Below are 15,609 nucleotides of genomic sequence, written 5' to 3'. Positions count from 1 at the left end.
CATGTTTTCTCAGGTTAATGTCGATAGCTGCAAAACGCCAGGCTGCAAAAATCTGGGCGTGCTGAACAGCCCGGATTACCAGAACCAGGGGAAAAATGTGTTATGCAGGGCATGTGGTTTTCATTTTCCTGTGATTTCGGCAAGATCGCTGAATCTTTTTCGCCAGTCGGTAAATCGGGTATGGAAAGGGTTGATAAAATCCTGCCCCGGATGCGGCGGCGCCTCACTAAAAAAGTATGGCTTTTCCGCGCAGGGAGAGCCACGCGTCTGCTGCCAGCAGTGCCATAAAACATTTCTTTATCCCGTCAGATATAAAACCGATCCGCGCCAGGATTATCTTGCCGCACTCATCCAGGAAGGGGCTTCGCTGGCGGATATCCGATCCGCCCTTGCGTTAGACAGTACCGGACTAAGCCGTGAATTACAGAAGTTATCCCGCAGGGCAAATCAGGCGGAACGCGAGTTTGCCTTTCCCGCTTTCGACATTACCCTCAGCACCCGCGCTTTTCGGGTTAAATTTAACGGCGGTGACAATTTTCTGTATGTGCTGGTCACCGCCGAGGAGACTACCGGTCGGATTATATCCGTAACAACCAATTATTCACTCCAGCCCGTTGAAGCGGAGTATCAATACCACTCCTATTACGAAGAGCGCCTGCCGCCCGGTACGCTGGTACATCTTGTGCAACGGAAAGAAGCGATAACGATGCGGCGCGCAACGCTTTTTGATGTGGATTACGGACCGGCGGCGTTATACAAAAACGATCCGGGAATGCTGGTCAAACCCGTATTGCCGGCTTATCGCCATTTTGAATTAGTCAAAACACTGACAGATGCACGCTCCCTCAATATTCAACACTACATCGATCAGGAATGTTTTATATTAGGTGGCTGCCTGATGGCGAATTTGCAGCAGGTTCAACAGGGGCGATGCCATATCTCATTTGTCAGAGAGCGAGGCATGACGCCGCCGCTGCATGATATCCCGCCGCGCCTGTTTATGGGCGGAGGGAACCGCAACAATGTCTGGCGGACCTTCTCTACACGGGACTATGCGATGGCGGTTTGTAACCTAACCGGCAATAAAAAAACGGCCAATCTGCGGCACGCCACGTTAAATGGCGCGACGAAATTTATTCAATACCTGCACGCGCATCCTTTTTTGCCGCAGCTAAATCGCCTGTCTCCGGCGAACGTGACCGTGACGCTGGATTGTCTGAAATATGAATATAATAAAAGACAGAAAATGTGGGACGATCTGCGCGGTTAATTCTGCTTTCGTCAACGCCTGGCCTTTTGCTGCCCAGTCTATCATTGTCTTATCCCTCCTCTTTAACTCGTAAAAATCGAGCATTAGCGCAACTTAAATCTGATTTTTTCGAGTTATCAGTCTGTGTATTATACTTTTATCGAGTTATTCACCAACAGGATGAAAGTAAAAGTGAAACATCTGCAACGATTCTTCAGTAGCGATGCTTCCGGCGGCATTGTCTTAATCATCGCCGCGGCGCTGGCGATGGTCATGGCCAATACCAGCGTGACCAGCGGTCTGTATCACTCCTTCCTTGATACGCCTGTACAGCTGCGGGTGGGAGCGCTGGAGATCAACAAGAATATGCTGCTATGGATCAATGATGCCCTGATGGCGGTGTTCTTCTTGCTGATTGGCCTGGAGGTCAAACGCGAGCTGATTCAGGGCTCGCTGGCGAGTCGCCGTCAGGCGGTCTTTCCGGTGATTGCCGCGCTCGGCGGGATGATCGTCCCGGCGCTGGTCTATCTGGCCTTTAACGCTCAGGATCCTGTCGCCAGAGAGGGATGGGCGATCCCGGCGGCGACGGATATTGCCTTTGCCCTCGGCGTGCTGGCGCTGTTAGGCAGCCGCGTCCCGACGGCGCTGAAGATTTTCCTGATGGCGCTGGCGATTATTGATGACCTTGGGGCTATCGTGATTATCGCGCTGTTTTATACCCACGACCTGTCAATGCTCTCGCTGGGCGTGGCGGCGGCGGCGATTGCGGTGCTGGTGGTTCTGAATCTGAGCGGCGTGCGACGCACCGGGATCTATATTCTGGTCGGTGCGGTGCTGTGGACCGCGGTGCTGAAGTCCGGCGTTCACGCGACGCTTGCCGGGGTCATCGTCGGCTTTATGATCCCGCTCCAGGAGAAGCAGGGTCAGTCACCGGCTAAAGTGCTTGAGCATGTCCTGCATCCGTGGGTGGCGTTTATGATCCTGCCGCTGTTTGCCTTCGCCAACGCGGGCGTCTCGCTGCGGGGGGTTACGCTTGATGGACTGACGTCGCTGCTGCCCCTGGGTATCATGGCCGGCCTGTTTATCGGTAAGCCGCTGGGGATCAGCCTGTTCTGCTGGCTGGCCCTGAAGCTGAAGTGGGCCTCGCTACCGGAGGGGACCACCTGCCGGCAGATTATGGCGGTGGGCATTCTGTGCGGGATTGGCTTTACGATGTCGATTTTTATCGCCACGCTGGCCTTCGGCAATGTCGATCCCGCGTTAATCAACTGGGCCAAGCTTGGCATCTTAATTGGATCGGTGGTATCAGCTGTTACCGGCTACCTCATACTGCGTCAGCGCGTAACGGATACTCGCCTCGCGGTATAACCTTTCTGCAGGAGGGCCTGCCAGGCTCTCCTGGACATTATCAGGGAGAGAAGCATGTCACATATCAACTACAACCATCTGTACTACTTCTGGCACGTCTATAAAGAAGGGTCTGTCGTGGGCGCGGCGGAGGCGCTGTTTCTGACGCCGCAAACCATTACCGGGCAGATCAAAGCGCTGGAGGAGCGTCTGCAGGGTAAGTTATTTAAGCGCAAGGGAAGAGGGCTGGAGCCGAGCGAGCTCGGGGAGCTGGTTTTTCGCTATGCCGACCGGATGTTTACCCTGAGCCAGGAGATGCTCGACATCGTCAACTACCGCAAAGAGTCGAATCTGCTGTTTGACGTCGGCGTGGCCGATGCGCTATCGAAACGGCTGGTCAGCGGCGTACTGGATGCCGCCGTTGTCGAAAGCGAGCAGATCCATCTGCGCTGTTTTGAATCCACCCATGAGCTGCTGCTGGAGCAGCTGAGCCAGCATAAGCTCGATATGATTATCTCTGACTGCCCGATCGACTCGACGCAGCAGGAAGGGCTGTTTTCGGTGAAGATTGGCGAGTGCAGCGTCAGCTTCTGGTGCATGAACCCGGCGCCAATGAAGCCGTTCCCGGCCTGTCTTGAAGAGCGACGGCTTCTGATCCCTGGTCGACGCTCGATGCTGGGACGTAAGCTGCTGAACTGGATTAACGTGCAGGGGCTGAAGGTGGAGATCCTCGGCGAGTTTGACGACGCGGCGCTCATGAAAGCCTTCGGCGCCGCGCATAATGCGATTTTTGTCGCGCCGACGCTCTACGCGCATGATTTCTACCATGATGAATCGATTGTCGAAATTGGCCGCATGGATAGCGTGATGGAGGAGTATCACGCCATTTTCGCCGAACGGATGATTCAGCATCCGGCGGTACAGCGCATCTGCAATCGCGATTATTCGTCGCTGTTTACTGAACCCAGATAGCCGGAAAGCGTGGGCTGGCGTGGCTCAGGTCGCGCCAGGACGGGAAAGATGACAGGCATAAAAAAACCCGCTTTCGCGGGTTTTTTCACAAAGCGACAACAAGCAGCGATTAAGCCAGTTTGTTGATCTGAGCGGTCAGGTTAGCCTTATGACGCGCAGCTTTGTTTTTGTGGATCAGACCTTTAGCAGCCTGACGGTCCACGATCGGTTGCATTTCGTTAAATGCTTTTTGTGCAGCAGCTTTGTCGCCAGCTTCGATAGCTGCGTATACTTTCTTGATGAAAGTACGCATCATAGAGCGACGGCTAGCGTTGTGCTTGCGAGCCTTTTCAGACTGAACGGCGCGCTTCTTAGCTGATTTGATATTAGCCAAGGTCCAACTCCCAAATGTGTTCTATATGGACAATTCAAAGGCCGAGGAATATGCCCGTTTAGCCTTCTTTTGTCAATGGATTTGTGCAAATAAGCGCCGTTTAACACCACAGCGCTTCATTACGTAGTGATGGCGCAAGATTCTACCAGCTTGTTGCAGGCGAATACAGCTTTTCCACCATAAAAATCGCCGGGGGCGGGCGGTTTTCCGGCTGACTCGCGCTGAGTGAATGAATTCCTGAGAACTTTCGTTGCCGAGGAGCAATCGCTGGTTAACGTTGACAGTTGTACAAGGTATACTCGGACGATTTTCACTGTTTTGAGCCAGACATGAAGCTGATACGCGGCATACATAATCTCAGTCAGGCCCCGCACGGGTGCGTGCTGACCATTGGCAATTTTGACGGCGTGCATCGTGGGCATCAGGCGCTGCTGCAGCGCTTGCGCGAAGAGGGCCGCCAGCGCGGTTTACCGGTGGTGGTGATGATTTTCGAACCCCAGCCGCTCGAGCTCTTTGCCGCCGATAAAGCCCCGGCGCGGTTGACCCGCCTGCGTGAAAAGCTGAGCTATCTGGCTGAAAGCGGGGTCGACTATGTGCTGTGCGTTCGCTTCGACCGCCGGTTCGCCGCGCTGACGGCGCAGGATTTTATCAGTGAACTGCTGGTGCGCCGCCTGGGCGTGCAGTTCCTTGCCGTCGGTGACGATTTCCGCTTTGGCGCTGGTCGCCAGGGGGATTTCTTGTTATTACAAAAGGCGGGGGCGGAATACGGCTTCGACGTCACCAGCACCCAAACCTTCTGCGAAGGCGGGGTGCGGATCAGCAGCACGGCGGTGCGTCAGGCGCTGGCCGACGACGATCTCCTGCTGGCGGAGACGCTGCTCGGCCATCCGTTTAGCATTTCCGGACGCGTCGTGCATGGCGACGAACTGGGCCGTACCATAGGTTTTCCGACGGCGAACTTACCGCTGCGTCGTCAGGTTTCCCCGGTTAAAGGGGTCTATGCGGTAGAAGTGACAGGGCTGGGCGACAAGCCGATCGCCGGCGTCGCCAATATTGGCACCCGTCCAACGGTAGCGGGCGTGCGTCAGCAGCTCGAAGTGCATCTGTTGGATGTTGTAATGGACCTCTACGGTCGCCATATCAATGTAGTACTGCGTAAAAAGATACGTAATGAGCAGCGGTTTGCGTCGCTCGACGAGCTGAAGGCGCAAATCGCACGTGATGAGTTAACGGCCCGCGAATTATTTGGGCTGACCAGCCAGGCCTGAGCCACTGGTGTTTATCAAACCGAAATACGGAACCGAGAATCTGATGAGTGACTATAAATCGACCCTGAATTTGCCGGAAACAGGGTTCCCTATGCGTGGCGACCTCGCCAAACGCGAACCGGGAATGCTGGCGCGTTGGACCGATGATGACCTGTACGGCATCATTCGTGCAGCCAAAAAAGGCAAAAAAACCTTCATTCTGCATGATGGCCCTCCTTATGCGAATGGCAGTATTCATATTGGTCACTCGGTTAACAAGATTCTGAAAGACATTATCGTTAAGTCCAAAGGACTGACGGGCTATGACTCGCCTTACGTTCCGGGCTGGGACTGCCACGGTCTGCCGATCGAGCTGAAAGTAGAGCAGGAATACGGCAAGCCGGGCGAGAAGTTCACCGCCGCAGAATTCCGCGCCAAGTGCCGCGAATATGCCGCTCTGCAGATCGAGGGTCAGCGTAAAGATTTCATCCGTCTCGGCGTGCTGGGCGACTGGTCGCATCCGTATCTGACCATGGACTTCAAAACCGAAGCCAACATCATTCGCGCGCTGGGTAAAATCATCGGCAACGGTCACCTGCATAAAGGCGCCAAGCCGGTGCACTGGTGCGTAGACTGCCGTTCCGCGCTGGCGGAAGCGGAAGTGGAGTATTACGACAAGACTTCTCCATCCATCGACGTGGCGTTCCACGCGGTAGATAAAGCCGCGGTGCTGGCGAAATTCGGCGTCGCCGACGTCAACGGCCCGGTGTCGCTGGTTATCTGGACCACCACCCCGTGGACCCTGCCGGCTAACCGCGCCATCTCCCTGTCGCCAGAGTTCGACTATGCGCTGGTGCAGGTGGACGGCCAGGCGCTGATCCTGGCGAAAGACCTCGTTGAGAGCGTGATGAAGCGCGTTGGCGCGGCCGATTACACCATCCTGGCGGCGGTGAACGGCGCCGAGCTTGAACTGATGCGTTTCCAGCACCCGTTCCTCGATTTCGACGTGCCGGCGATCCTTGGCGACCACGTGACGCTGGATGCCGGTACCGGTGCGGTGCATACCGCCGGCGGCCACGGTCCGGACGATTACACGATCAGCCAGAAATACGGTCTGGAAATCGCTAACCCGGTTGGCCCGGACGGGGCTTATCTGCCAGGCACCTATCCGTCTCTGGACGGTATCAACGTCTTCAAAGCCAACGATATCATCGTTGAGATGTTGCGTGAGCGCGGCGCGCTGCTGCATGTGGAAAAAATGCAGCACAGCTATCCGTGCTGCTGGCGCCACAAGTCGCCAATTATCTTCCGCGCCACCCCGCAGTGGTTCGTGAGCATGGATCAGAAAGGTCTGCGCGCGCAGTCGCTGAAAGAGATCAAAGGCGTGCAGTGGATCCCGGACTGGGGCCAGGCGCGTATCGAATCGATGGTCGCCAACCGTCCTGACTGGTGCATCTCCCGTCAGCGTACCTGGGGCGTGCCGATGTCGCTGTTCGTGCATAAAGAAACTCACGAACTGCACCCGCGTACCCTTGAGCTGATGGAAGAAGTCGCGAAGCGTGTTGAAGTCGACGGCATCCAGGCGTGGTGGGATCTCGATTCCCGCGACATCCTTGGCGATGACGCTGACAGCTACGAGAAAGTGCCGGATACCCTCGACGTCTGGTTTGACTCCGGGTCGACCCACTCTTCCGTGGTTGACGTGCGTCCGGAATTCGCCGGTCACGCCGCCGATATGTATCTGGAAGGCTCCGACCAGCATCGCGGCTGGTTCATGTCCTCTCTGATGATTTCCACGGCGATGAAAGGCAAAGCGCCATATCGTCAGGTACTGACCCACGGCTTCACCGTCGATGGTCAGGGCCGCAAAATGTCCAAGTCTATCGGCAACACCGTTAGCCCGCAGGACGTGATGAACAAGCTGGGCGCCGATATCCTGCGCCTGTGGGTGGCTTCCACCGACTACACTGGCGAAATGGCGGTCTCTGACGAGATCCTCAAACGCGCCGCGGACAGCTATCGTCGTATCCGTAACACCGCGCGCTTCCTGCTGGCCAACCTGAACGGTTTCGATCCGGCAAAAGACATGGTCAAACCGGAAGAGATGGTGGTGCTGGATCGCTGGGCGGTCGGCTGCGCGCAGGCGGCACAGGAAGATATCCTGAAAGCCTACGAATCCTACGACTTCCACGAAGTGGTGCAGCGCCTGATGCGCTTCTGCTCCATTGAGATGGGCTCGTTCTACCTCGACATCATCAAAGACCGTCAGTACACCGCCAGAGCGGACAGCGTGGCGCGTCGCAGTTGCCAGACCGCGCTGTTCCACATCGTGGAAGCGCTGGTGCGCTGGATGGCGCCGATCATGTCCTTTACCGCGGACGAAATCTGGGGTTACCTGCCGGGCGAGCGTGAGAAATACGTCTTTACCGGCGAATGGTATCAAGGTCTCTTCGGTCTGGCCGACGACGAAGCGATGAATGACGGCTTCTGGGATGAGCTGCTGAAAGTCCGTGGCGAAGTCAACAAAGTGATTGAACAGGCGCGTGCGGATAAGAAAGTCGGCGGCTCGCTGGAAGCCTCGGTGACGCTGTATGCTGATGCCGATCTGGCCGCTAAGCTCAACGCGCTGGGCGATGAATTGCGATTTGTCCTGTTGACCTCCGGGGCGAACGTCGCAGACTATGCGAGCGCGCCTGCTGATGCCCAGCAGAGCGAACTGCTCAAAGGGCTGAAAGTCGCATTGAGCAAAGCTGAAGGTGAGAAATGCCCGCGCTGCTGGCATTACACCACCGATATCGGCAAGGTGGCGGAACACGCGGAAATCTGCGGACGCTGTGTGAGCAACGTCGCCGGTGACGGCGAGCAACGTAAATTCGCCTGATGAGTAAATCGATTTGTTCAACGGGGCTACGCTGGCTGTGGGTGGTCGTAGCCGTGCTGATTATCGATCTGGGCAGCAAATTCCTGATCCTCCAGAACTTCGCTCTGGGGGAGACGGTTCCGCTGTTCCCGTCGCTTAATCTGCATTATGCCCGCAACTATGGCGCGGCCTTTAGCTTCCTCGCCGACAGCGGCGGCTGGCAGCGCTGGTTCTTTTCCGGGATCGCCATCGGCATTTGCGTGGTGCTGACGGTGCTGATGTACCGTTCGAAGGCGACGCAAAAGCTGAACAATATTGCCTACGCCCTGATTATCGGCGGCGCGCTGGGCAACTTGTTCGATCGCCTGTGGCACGGCTTTGTGGTCGATATGATCGACTTCTACGTCGGCGACTGGCACTTCGCCACTTTCAACCTCGCCGATAGCGCTATCTGCATCGGCGCGGCGATGATTGTGCTGGAAGGCTTCCTGCCGAAACCGACCGCAAAAGAGCAGGCGTAAATGTTAATGCCGGGTGGCGCCACGTCAGCCCGGCCTACAGAATGTGTGGTCTCCCGTCGCCCGGTAAGCGTAGCGCCTCCGGGCAACAGGAGACCGAAAACAAGCGAGCAATTTGCATGTCTAAATCCGTACAGAGCAACAGCGCGGTTCTCGTTCACTTCACGCTGAAGCTGGACGATGGATCCACCGCCGAGTCCACCCGTAACAATGGCAAACCGGCGCTGTTTCGCCTCGGCGACACCTCCCTGTCTGAGGGGCTGGAGCAACAGCTTCTTGGTCTGAAAGAGGGCGAGAAAAAGGCCTTTTCGCTGGAGCCTGACGCCGCATTTGGCGTCCCGAGCCCGGACCTGATTCAGTATTTCTCTCGCCGCGAGTTTATCGACGCCGGCGAGCCGGAGATCGGCGCGATTATGCTCTTTACCGCAATGGATGGCAGCGAAATGCCTGGCGTGATCCGTGAAGTGAACGGCGATTCCATCACCGTCGACTTCAACCATCCGCTGGCCGGGCGCACCGTTCATTTTGATATTGAAGTGCTGGAGATCGATCCGGCGCTGGAGGATTAACATGCAGATCCTGTTGGCTAACCCGCGCGGCTTTTGCGCTGGCGTTGACCGCGCTATCAGCATTGTAGAAAACGCGCTGACGCTGTACGGCGCGCCGATCTATGTTCGTCATGAAGTGGTGCATAACCGCTATGTGGTGGATAGCCTGCGCAAGCGCGGCGCCATTTTTATCGAACAGATCAGCGAAGTACCGGATGGCGCGATCCTGATCTTCTCCGCTCACGGCGTATCGCAGGCGGTACGGAATGAAGCGAAGAGCCGCGATCTGACGGTGTTCGACGCCACCTGTCCGCTGGTGACGAAAGTGCATATGGAAGTCGCCCGCGCCAGCCGCCGTGGCGAAGAGTCGATTCTGATCGGCCATGCCGGGCACCCGGAAGTCGAAGGCACGATGGGGCAGTACAATAACCCGCAAGGGGGCATGTACCTGGTCGAGTCGCCGGAAGACGTTCTCAAGCTGGAAGTCAAAAACGACGCCCGGCTGTCGTTTATGACCCAGACCACCCTCTCGGTGGATGATACCTCGGATGTGATTGACGCGCTGCGCGCGCGTTTCCCGAAAATCGTCGGCCCGCGCAAAGACGACATTTGCTATGCCACCACTAACCGTCAGGAAGCGGTGCGCGCGCTGGCGGAGCAGGCTGACGTGGTGCTGGTGGTTGGTTCGAAAAACTCCTCCAACTCAAACCGTCTCGCCGAACTGGCGCAGCGGATGGGTAAGGCGGCTTACCTGATTGACGATGCCTCCGATATTCAGGAAGCGTGGGTCAAGGATGCGGCCTGCGTTGGCGTGACGGCGGGCGCGTCGGCGCCGGATATTCTGGTGCAGAACGTCATTACCCGCCTGCAGGAGCTGGGCGGCGGCGAAGCCGTACCGCTGGAAGGCCGGGAAGAGAATATCGTCTTTGAAGTGCCGAAAGAGCTGCGTGTGGATGTCCGTGAAGTAGAGTAAGTTCTTTCCGTCAGCAGTATGAGAAGATGCCAGACTTAACGTCTGGCATTTTTTTTTAGGGAGAAACCATGCGCTTACCGATCATTCTTGATACAGACCCGGGCATCGACGATGCTGCCGCTATTGCCGCGGCGCTGTTCGCCCCTGAGCTGGATCTGCAACTGATGACCACCGTGGCGGGCAATGTCTCGGTAGAGAAGACGACCCGTAACGCGCTGCAGCTGCTGCACTTCTGGCATGCCGATGTGCCGCTGGCGCAGGGCGCCTCGATGCCGCTGGTGCGTCCCCTGCGCGATGCCGCCTCGGTGCATGGCGAATCCGGTATGGAAGGGTATGACTTTGTTGAGCATCACCGGCAGCCGCTGGCGAAGCCGGCCTTCCAGGCGATCCGCGATGCGCTGATGCATGCTGCCGAGCCGATCACTCTGGTGGCGATTGGCCCATTGACCAATATTGCGCTGCTGCTGACCCAGTATCCGGAATGCCTGTTCAACATTCACCGGCTGGTGATCATGGGCGGCTCGGCGGGCCGGGGCAACTTTACGCCGAATGCCGAATTCAATATTGCCATCGACCCGGAAGCCGCCGCGAAAGTCTTCCACAGCGGGCTGGAGATTATCATGTGCGGGCTGGACGTCACCAATCGGGCGCTGCTGACGGCGGATTATCTGGCGACCCTGCCGACGCTGAATCAGACCGGTAAAATGCTCCATGCGCTGTTTAGCCACTATCGTAGCGGCAGCATGAGTAGTGGTCTGAGAATGCACGATCTCTGCGCTATCGCATGGCTGGTCCGCCCGGAACTGTTCACCCTACAGCCGTGTTTTGTGGCGGTGGAGACGCAGGGAACCTGGACCGCCGGCGCCACGGTGGTGGATATCGAAGGGCGACTGGGCCAGCCGGCCAATGCCCAGGTGGCGCTGGATATCGATGTCGACGGGTTTCAGCGCTGGGCGGCGGAGGTGATCGCCCTGGCGCCGTGATACTCACCCAATCTTCAAGGAGAGAAGTGATGACCTATGGACAGGCGTATTTAAGCGGCTGGAAAGAGACCTTTAATTTTAGCGGCCGGGCCAGCCGACAGCAGTTCTGGACGTTTTTTCTTATCAATCTACTGATCGCCAGCGCGCCGCTGGCCGTCTGGTGGCTGGCAACCAGCTTTAACCCTCAATACGGCATCCTCAGTTTTGTTGTTATTCCCTTTGCTGCGCTGTGGTTGCTGCTGATGACTCTCCCTCTGCTGGCGATCGGCTGCCGGCGGATGCATGATATCGGCCGCTCCGGGCTCTGGTTCGTGCTGGGGGTTATCATTCCGTGGTTTGCGGTTATTTCGCTGGCGCTATGCTGCCTGCGTTCAGCGCCGGCACCGTCTCGCTGAGATAATCAATCATCGCCCGCATTCTTGCGGGCATATGCTTATCTCCCGCCCAGAGCAGCCACAGATCGCCGGAGTAGCTGCTGATAAATTCCCATTCGGGCAGCACCTGCACGATATCGCCATTCGCCAGCGCCTCGCGGGCGGTGAACAGCGGCAGGCTGCCGATCCCTAAATGCTGCCTGACCGCGTCGAGGCGCACGGCGGTATGGTTGGCGGCGTACCGCCCGTATGTTTGCACCGTTTCGGTTTTCCCTTCCCGACGGAACTTCCAGCGCGCGTCGGCGGGCGTTTCGCCAAGGCTGATGCAGCTGTGCGCGCGCAGTTCCTGCGGCGTGCGCGGCATACCGTGGCGCTGTAAATAGACCTCAGTGGCGCAGATAACGTGCGTGACTGGCATCAACGGTTTGCCATGCAGACCGGGCGAGGGGGTATCGGTGATGCGTAACGCCAGATCGATACCGTCATCGATAAAATCCAGAGGGCGATCTTCCAGCCGCAGGCAGACGTCAACCTGCGGGTAACGCTGAAAAAACGCCATCATCAGCGGATGGATCACGAAGCGGCCGACGGCTTTCGGTACGCTGAGCGTCAGCTTTCCCTGGGCGACCGTTTGGCGACTGCCGGCGGAATCCATCGCCTGTCGCGCCGCTTCCAGCATCTGCTGGGCATGCTGATACACCGTTTCCCCGGCATCGCTCAGACGCAGCTTGCGGGTGGTACGCTGCAGCAGTTTGCAGCCCATCTCTCGCTCCAGCCGCGACACGCTGCGGCTAACGGCGGAAGGGGTAATGCCGCTCTGGCGGGCGACGGCGGAGAAGCTGCCCTGGTCGACGATCTGGACGAAAAGGGCAAGGTCGGGCAGGAGGCTGAGATTCATTTGTGCTCCCGGAGCAAGAGTGCATTGGCTGGTGATAGGATTATCGCTGTCGGTATTAATAATATACTGGGCGGACAGAGAGGAGAATCACTATGACTGAACGGGTTTATTACACCAGCGACGCTACCGATGGGCGCGCCCAGATCATCGCCTGCACTGCGGAAGCGGATGGCCGCTACGCCATCGAACTGGATCGGACGCTGTTTCACCCGCAAGGGGGCGGTCAACCGGCGGATCGCGGCTGGATAGCTGGTCAGGCCGTTGAGACGGTTATTGTGCGCGGCGACAGCGTGCTGCATATTCTGTCGCAACCGCTTCCCCTCGGTGAAGTGGAGATGAGAATAGATGCCTCCGCGAGACACCTGCATGCCCGCCTGCATTCCGCCGGCCACCTGCTTGGCCTGGCGGGCGAACAGCTTGGCTGGCAACCGGTGAAAGCGCACCACTGGCCTGGCGAGGGGCGGATCGCTTTCACCGGCGGGAACCACGCCGTGATACCCGACGCCAGCGCGCTGTTGAGCCAGGTGAAGGCATGGCAGGCGCAGGACCTCCCGCGTCAGGTGATCTTCGCTGAGGGTTTGCGCATGGTGGGGTTTGGCGAACTGCCCGCCTATCCCTGCGGTGGCACACATGTCGCCCGCCTGGCGGAGCTGGGCGACATTCTTATCAGTCAGATTAAGATGAAGAAGGGGCAGCTGGTGGTTAGCTATTCCCTGGCGTAAACGTTTCAGACCTGCTCAGGGGAGGTCTGTTTGCCGCGATAAATACGCTCCGGTCGACCAACCTTGCCGTAGCTAATTTCCGCTTCCAGAAAGTCGTTCTTCACCCCTTGTTCCAGATAACGGCGGGCGGTGGTTTTGCTGCTGCCAAGGATACGCGCCAGCGAGTCGGCGGTATGCACCACCCCCGTGTCGGCAAACAGCTGGAGTACGCGCTGAAAGGTGCTTTCATCAATCCCGCGTAGCGGTGCGCTGGCCGGTTCCGTCTGTTCCCGAGCCTGAATATTAAACAGCGCATCGACGTGGATCTGGCTGGCCTGTTCGCTGGAACGCAGCGAGCTGCGATAGCGAGCGAAGCGCTCCAGGGTGTGCTGCAGGCGCTGATAGTGCACCGGCTTAATCAGATAGTCGAACACCCCCAGGCGCAGTGCTTCGCTGATGGTATCCATATGATTATCAGCGGTAATAAAGATAATCCGCCCCTTGTAATGGGTACTGACCGCATGGCGGATCAGGTCGATACCTTTGCCGTCAGGTAAGAAATTATCCAGCAGGATCAGCTGCGGTTGATACAGTCTGAGTTGTTTCCTGGCGCTCTCGAGTTTATCCGCAATGCCAATGACGTCGAACTGGGGAAACTGTTTGATGTTATCCACCAGGATCTCCGCCAGCATAGGTTCGTCTTCAACGATAAGAGTGGTGATGCTATCCATGATGTTCATCTCGGGTCAGGGGAATATAAAGAGTAAAGATGGTGCCAAAGGGAAGGTTATTTTCGACGACGATGCTGCCACCTGCCTGTTCCACGTAGCTGCGAACCAGCCAGAGTCCGATGCCATGATCTTTGCTGACGCTGCTGGTGACGCCGCGCTCGAAGATCCGATCGCGCAGCGTCTCGTCAATGCCGCATCCCTGATCGGCGACCTCGATAATCACCTCGTGGCCGTCACTGTTGATCAGGCACTCTATCTGCCTTGAGCCCTGCGGCTGTTGCAGGCTGGCATTGTAGGCGTTATCAAGCAGATTCCCCACGATCGAGATCCATTCGTTGTGAGAAAGGGCGGTGGGTAATCTGTCGACGAAGCAGGCTGGATCGAAAATCAGCTCAAGTCCAAGCTCTTTGGCCCGGTAATATTTGCCGATCAACAGCCCGGCCAGGTGGTTGTCCTGGAAATTACGCGCGATAAAATCGATGACCTTCTGGTGACTTTCCGACTGCTGTTGGATCAGATCCAGCGCATGATCGTAGCGTTTAAGAAACAGCAGGCCGGCGATGGTGGAGATCAGATTGCGATGCTCATGCTGCACGGCGCGCAGGTTATCGGCATATTGTTGTACCTGGCTAAGCTGCAGGCTGAGGGTGTTGATATCGTCTTTACTACGAAAGCTGATCACCCAGCCCTGTGGCTCATTATTTAAGATCACCGCCATCCGGCTGGCGATCACTTTGATCTGATTGAAGGTGACGATCTCGTCTTTTTTATTGGTCTGCGGCGCATCGTAGAAGAAAGCCTCCTGCGAAATCACGCTGCTGATCCCTTTACCAATAAGCGTTGTTTCCGGTTGGCTCAGGTTGAGCAGCCGGCGGGCAGTCTGATTAATCGCGGTGATCTTGTAACGGGAGTCGATGGCGATAAGCCCTTCGAACACGGATTCAAACAATACGTTTTGCTGGATCAACAGCTGCGACAGCTGTTGGGGTTCCATATTCAGCATCTGCTTTTTGATATGCAACGAGAAGCGGCGGGCGCAGTAGAGCAGGAGCAGTAACATGATCGCCATCGGGATCAGCAGCGAGCTTATCTGCAGGCTGAGCCAGTTCTCTAACTGTTCAATGGTATAGCCTACCGACACAATGCCGAGCACCTTGCCGGTCTCGTCCTGAATCGGTGATTTACCGCGCAGCGAGGAACCCAGCGAGCCTTTGCGCACTGACACGTAGCTTTTCGCGTTTAACAGTGCTTCATCGCTGTCGCCGCCCTCCATCGATTTGCCGATTTCATCAGGGTTGACGTGATAGAGGCGCTGGCCGCTAGCATCACCGACGGTGATATAGGTGGCGTCGGAGAACGAACGCATGGGGTCGATAAGCGCTTTGATTCTGGCGAGGTCGCGTTTCTGAACCGCCTCGACCAGCTCCGGCATCGCCGAAATCTGCATTGCCTGAATCAGCGCCCGCTGCCCGACCTGGTAATGCAGACGCTCTTCGGTAATGTCGGTCAGATACCATGACATCGCCAGCATAACGATCGTCGAGGTGAATAAGATCAGCAGGAAGATGCGATTCTGAAACGATCGCCTGGCAAACCAGTGGGTGATTTTTCGGGTATACATAGCGCCAATAGACATTAAATGATTAGTTTCCCCGTTTCGCGGCCCGAGAACCCGCAGATGGCGCACAGAACCGCTAATTTCAGAAAAGTGATCGATGGCAAAGGGGTGTTGTTAATCCTGACCCGGAGGCGGGGCAACGGCCACGCCTCCGGGGAGGACGCCGGCCTACATCGCCAGCACGTACTTGAGCATCACCCCGGCGGCGATCGCCGAG

15 protein-coding genes are annotated in these 15,609 nt (G+C 57.1%); 11 read left to right on the top strand and 4 right to left on the bottom strand.

The genetic code is table 11. The features are described 5' to 3' along the window. The first annotated feature begins 1 nt into the window (after position 1). The 3 genes from ABLV54_RS19200 (at position 2) to nhaR (ending at position 3,568) form a co-directional block, all read left to right on the top strand. Entirely contained in the window at positions 2-1,270 is a 1,269-nt protein-coding gene (locus ABLV54_RS19200) for a hypothetical protein (RefSeq protein ID WP_044525318.1), read from the top strand. A 171-nt stretch (positions 1,271-1,441) separates the two neighbouring features. Next, the gene (gene nhaA, locus ABLV54_RS19195; protein WP_032429094.1) at positions 1,442-2,617 is read left to right on the top strand and encodes a Na+/H+ antiporter NhaA; all 1,176 of its coding nucleotides are present in this window, start codon (positions 1,442-1,444) and stop codon (positions 2,615-2,617) included. A 54-nt stretch (positions 2,618-2,671) separates the two neighbouring features. Then, the gene (gene nhaR, locus ABLV54_RS19190) at positions 2,672-3,568 is read left to right on the top strand and encodes a transcriptional activator NhaR (RefSeq protein WP_023291923.1); all 897 of its coding nucleotides are present in this window, start codon (positions 2,672-2,674) and stop codon (positions 3,566-3,568) included. A gap of 109 nt (positions 3,569-3,677) precedes the next feature. On the opposite strand, the gene rpsT is transcribed toward nhaR, so the two are convergent. After that, positions 3,678-3,941 carry a 30S ribosomal protein S20 gene (gene rpsT, locus ABLV54_RS19185; RefSeq protein WP_002887965.1) on the bottom strand — a complete coding sequence of 88 codons (264 nt, stop codon included), beginning with the start codon at positions 3,939-3,941 and terminating at the stop codon, positions 3,678-3,680. Between the two features lie 329 nt (positions 3,942-4,270). On the opposite strand from rpsT, the gene ribF reads away from it, so the two are divergent. From ribF to ABLV54_RS19150, 7 genes are all read left to right on the top strand, one after another. After that, positions 4,271-5,209 (top strand): bifunctional riboflavin kinase/FAD synthetase, encoded by a 939-nt coding sequence (ribF, locus tag ABLV54_RS19180; RefSeq protein WP_004204236.1) that lies wholly within the window; start codon positions 4,271-4,273, stop codon positions 5,207-5,209. Between the two features lie 43 nt (positions 5,210-5,252). Then, complete coding sequence (gene ileS / locus ABLV54_RS19175; RefSeq protein WP_044525330.1) at positions 5,253-8,069, top strand: isoleucine--tRNA ligase; 2,817 nt, start codon at positions 5,253-5,255, stop codon at positions 8,067-8,069. Beyond that, positions 8,069-8,569: a signal peptidase II gene (lspA, locus tag ABLV54_RS19170; RefSeq protein WP_023291926.1), complete on the top strand. Its 501-nt coding sequence runs from the start codon at positions 8,069-8,071 to the stop codon at positions 8,567-8,569. The genes ileS and lspA overlap by 1 nt, the downstream gene beginning before the upstream one ends. Before the next feature lie 116 nt (positions 8,570-8,685). Continuing rightward, positions 8,686-9,135, top strand: a complete 450-nt coding sequence (gene fkpB, locus ABLV54_RS19165; protein WP_023291927.1) for an FKBP-type peptidyl-prolyl cis-trans isomerase — start codon at positions 8,686-8,688, stop codon at positions 9,133-9,135. A gap of 1 nt (position 9,136) precedes the next feature. Next, positions 9,137-10,087: a 4-hydroxy-3-methylbut-2-enyl diphosphate reductase gene (gene ispH, locus ABLV54_RS19160; protein WP_002887979.1), complete on the top strand. Its 951-nt coding sequence runs from the start codon at positions 9,137-9,139 to the stop codon at positions 10,085-10,087. Positions 10,088-10,155: 68 nt separating this feature from the next. Next, positions 10,156-11,070: a ribonucleoside hydrolase RihC gene (rihC, locus tag ABLV54_RS19155; RefSeq protein ID WP_050534019.1), complete on the top strand. Its 915-nt coding sequence runs from the start codon at positions 10,156-10,158 to the stop codon at positions 11,068-11,070. A gap of 29 nt (positions 11,071-11,099) precedes the next feature. Next, on the top strand, positions 11,100-11,465 hold the full coding sequence (locus tag ABLV54_RS19150; RefSeq protein WP_049014574.1) for a DUF805 domain-containing protein: 366 nt from the start codon (positions 11,100-11,102) through the stop codon (positions 11,463-11,465). Here ABLV54_RS19150 and ABLV54_RS19145 read toward each other — a convergent pair. Then, the gene (locus ABLV54_RS19145) at positions 11,413-12,342 is read right to left on the bottom strand and encodes a LysR family transcriptional regulator (protein WP_032452406.1); all 930 of its coding nucleotides are present in this window, start codon (positions 12,340-12,342) and stop codon (positions 11,413-11,415) included. The two genes, ABLV54_RS19150 and ABLV54_RS19145, sit on opposite strands and share 53 nt — an antisense overlap. A 92-nt stretch (positions 12,343-12,434) precedes the next feature. Here ABLV54_RS19145 and ABLV54_RS19140 point away from each other — a divergent pair, with 92 nt between their 5' ends. Beyond that, positions 12,435-13,064, top strand: coding sequence for a serine-tRNA(Ala) deacylase AlaX (locus ABLV54_RS19140; RefSeq protein ID WP_050534018.1), 630 nt, complete (start codon positions 12,435-12,437; stop codon positions 13,062-13,064). A gap of 5 nt (positions 13,065-13,069) precedes the next feature. On the opposite strand, the gene ABLV54_RS19135 is transcribed toward ABLV54_RS19140, so the two are convergent. Then, a complete protein-coding gene (locus ABLV54_RS19135) occupies positions 13,070-13,774 on the bottom strand; it encodes a response regulator (RefSeq protein WP_044525323.1) in 705 nt (234 codons plus the stop codon). Continuing rightward, entirely contained in the window at positions 13,767-15,395 is a 1,629-nt protein-coding gene (locus ABLV54_RS19130) for a sensor histidine kinase (RefSeq protein ID WP_050534017.1), read from the bottom strand. Before ABLV54_RS19130 ends, ABLV54_RS19135 begins: the two co-directional genes overlap by 8 nt. Positions 15,396-15,609 lie beyond the last annotated feature (214 nt).

This window comes from Klebsiella sp. JB_Kp042, assembly GCF_040065275.1.
GTDB classification, from domain to species: Bacteria; Pseudomonadota; Gammaproteobacteria; order Enterobacterales; family Enterobacteriaceae; genus Klebsiella; species Klebsiella quasipneumoniae.
The sequence above is the reverse complement of the archived record's forward strand: the minus strand, read 5'-3'. Positions and strand labels throughout refer to the sequence as shown.

Bases quoted from the DNA above. Each gene is read 5' to 3' on its own strand.
- lspA (WP_023291926.1), top strand. From the start codon at position 8,069: ATGAGTAAATCGATTTGTTCAACGGGGCTACGCTGGCTGTGGGTGGTC.
- nhaR (WP_023291923.1), top strand. From the start codon at position 2,672: ATGTCACATATCAACTACAACCATCTGTACTACTTCTGGCACGTCTAT.
- ABLV54_RS19150 (WP_049014574.1), top strand. From the start codon at position 11,100: ATGACCTATGGACAGGCGTATTTAAGCGGCTGGAAAGAGACCTTTAAT.
- ribF (WP_004204236.1), top strand. From the start codon at position 4,271: ATGAAGCTGATACGCGGCATACATAATCTCAGTCAGGCCCCGCACGGG.
- ABLV54_RS19140 (WP_050534018.1), top strand. From the start codon at position 12,435: ATGACTGAACGGGTTTATTACACCAGCGACGCTACCGATGGGCGCGCC.
- ABLV54_RS19145 (WP_032452406.1), bottom strand. From the start codon at position 12,342: ATGAATCTCAGCCTCCTGCCCGACCTTGCCCTTTTCGTCCAGATCGTC.
- ABLV54_RS19200 (WP_044525318.1), top strand. From the start codon at position 2: ATGTTTTCTCAGGTTAATGTCGATAGCTGCAAAACGCCAGGCTGCAAA.
- rihC (WP_050534019.1), top strand. From the start codon at position 10,156: ATGCGCTTACCGATCATTCTTGATACAGACCCGGGCATCGACGATGCT.
- fkpB (WP_023291927.1), top strand. From the start codon at position 8,686: ATGTCTAAATCCGTACAGAGCAACAGCGCGGTTCTCGTTCACTTCACG.
- ileS (WP_044525330.1), top strand. From the start codon at position 5,253: ATGAGTGACTATAAATCGACCCTGAATTTGCCGGAAACAGGGTTCCCT.
- ispH (WP_002887979.1), top strand. From the start codon at position 9,137: ATGCAGATCCTGTTGGCTAACCCGCGCGGCTTTTGCGCTGGCGTTGAC.
- ABLV54_RS19130 (WP_050534017.1), bottom strand. From the start codon at position 15,395: ATGTATACCCGAAAAATCACCCACTGGTTTGCCAGGCGATCGTTTCAG.
- ABLV54_RS19135 (WP_044525323.1), bottom strand. From the start codon at position 13,774: ATGGATAGCATCACCACTCTTATCGTTGAAGACGAACCTATGCTGGCG.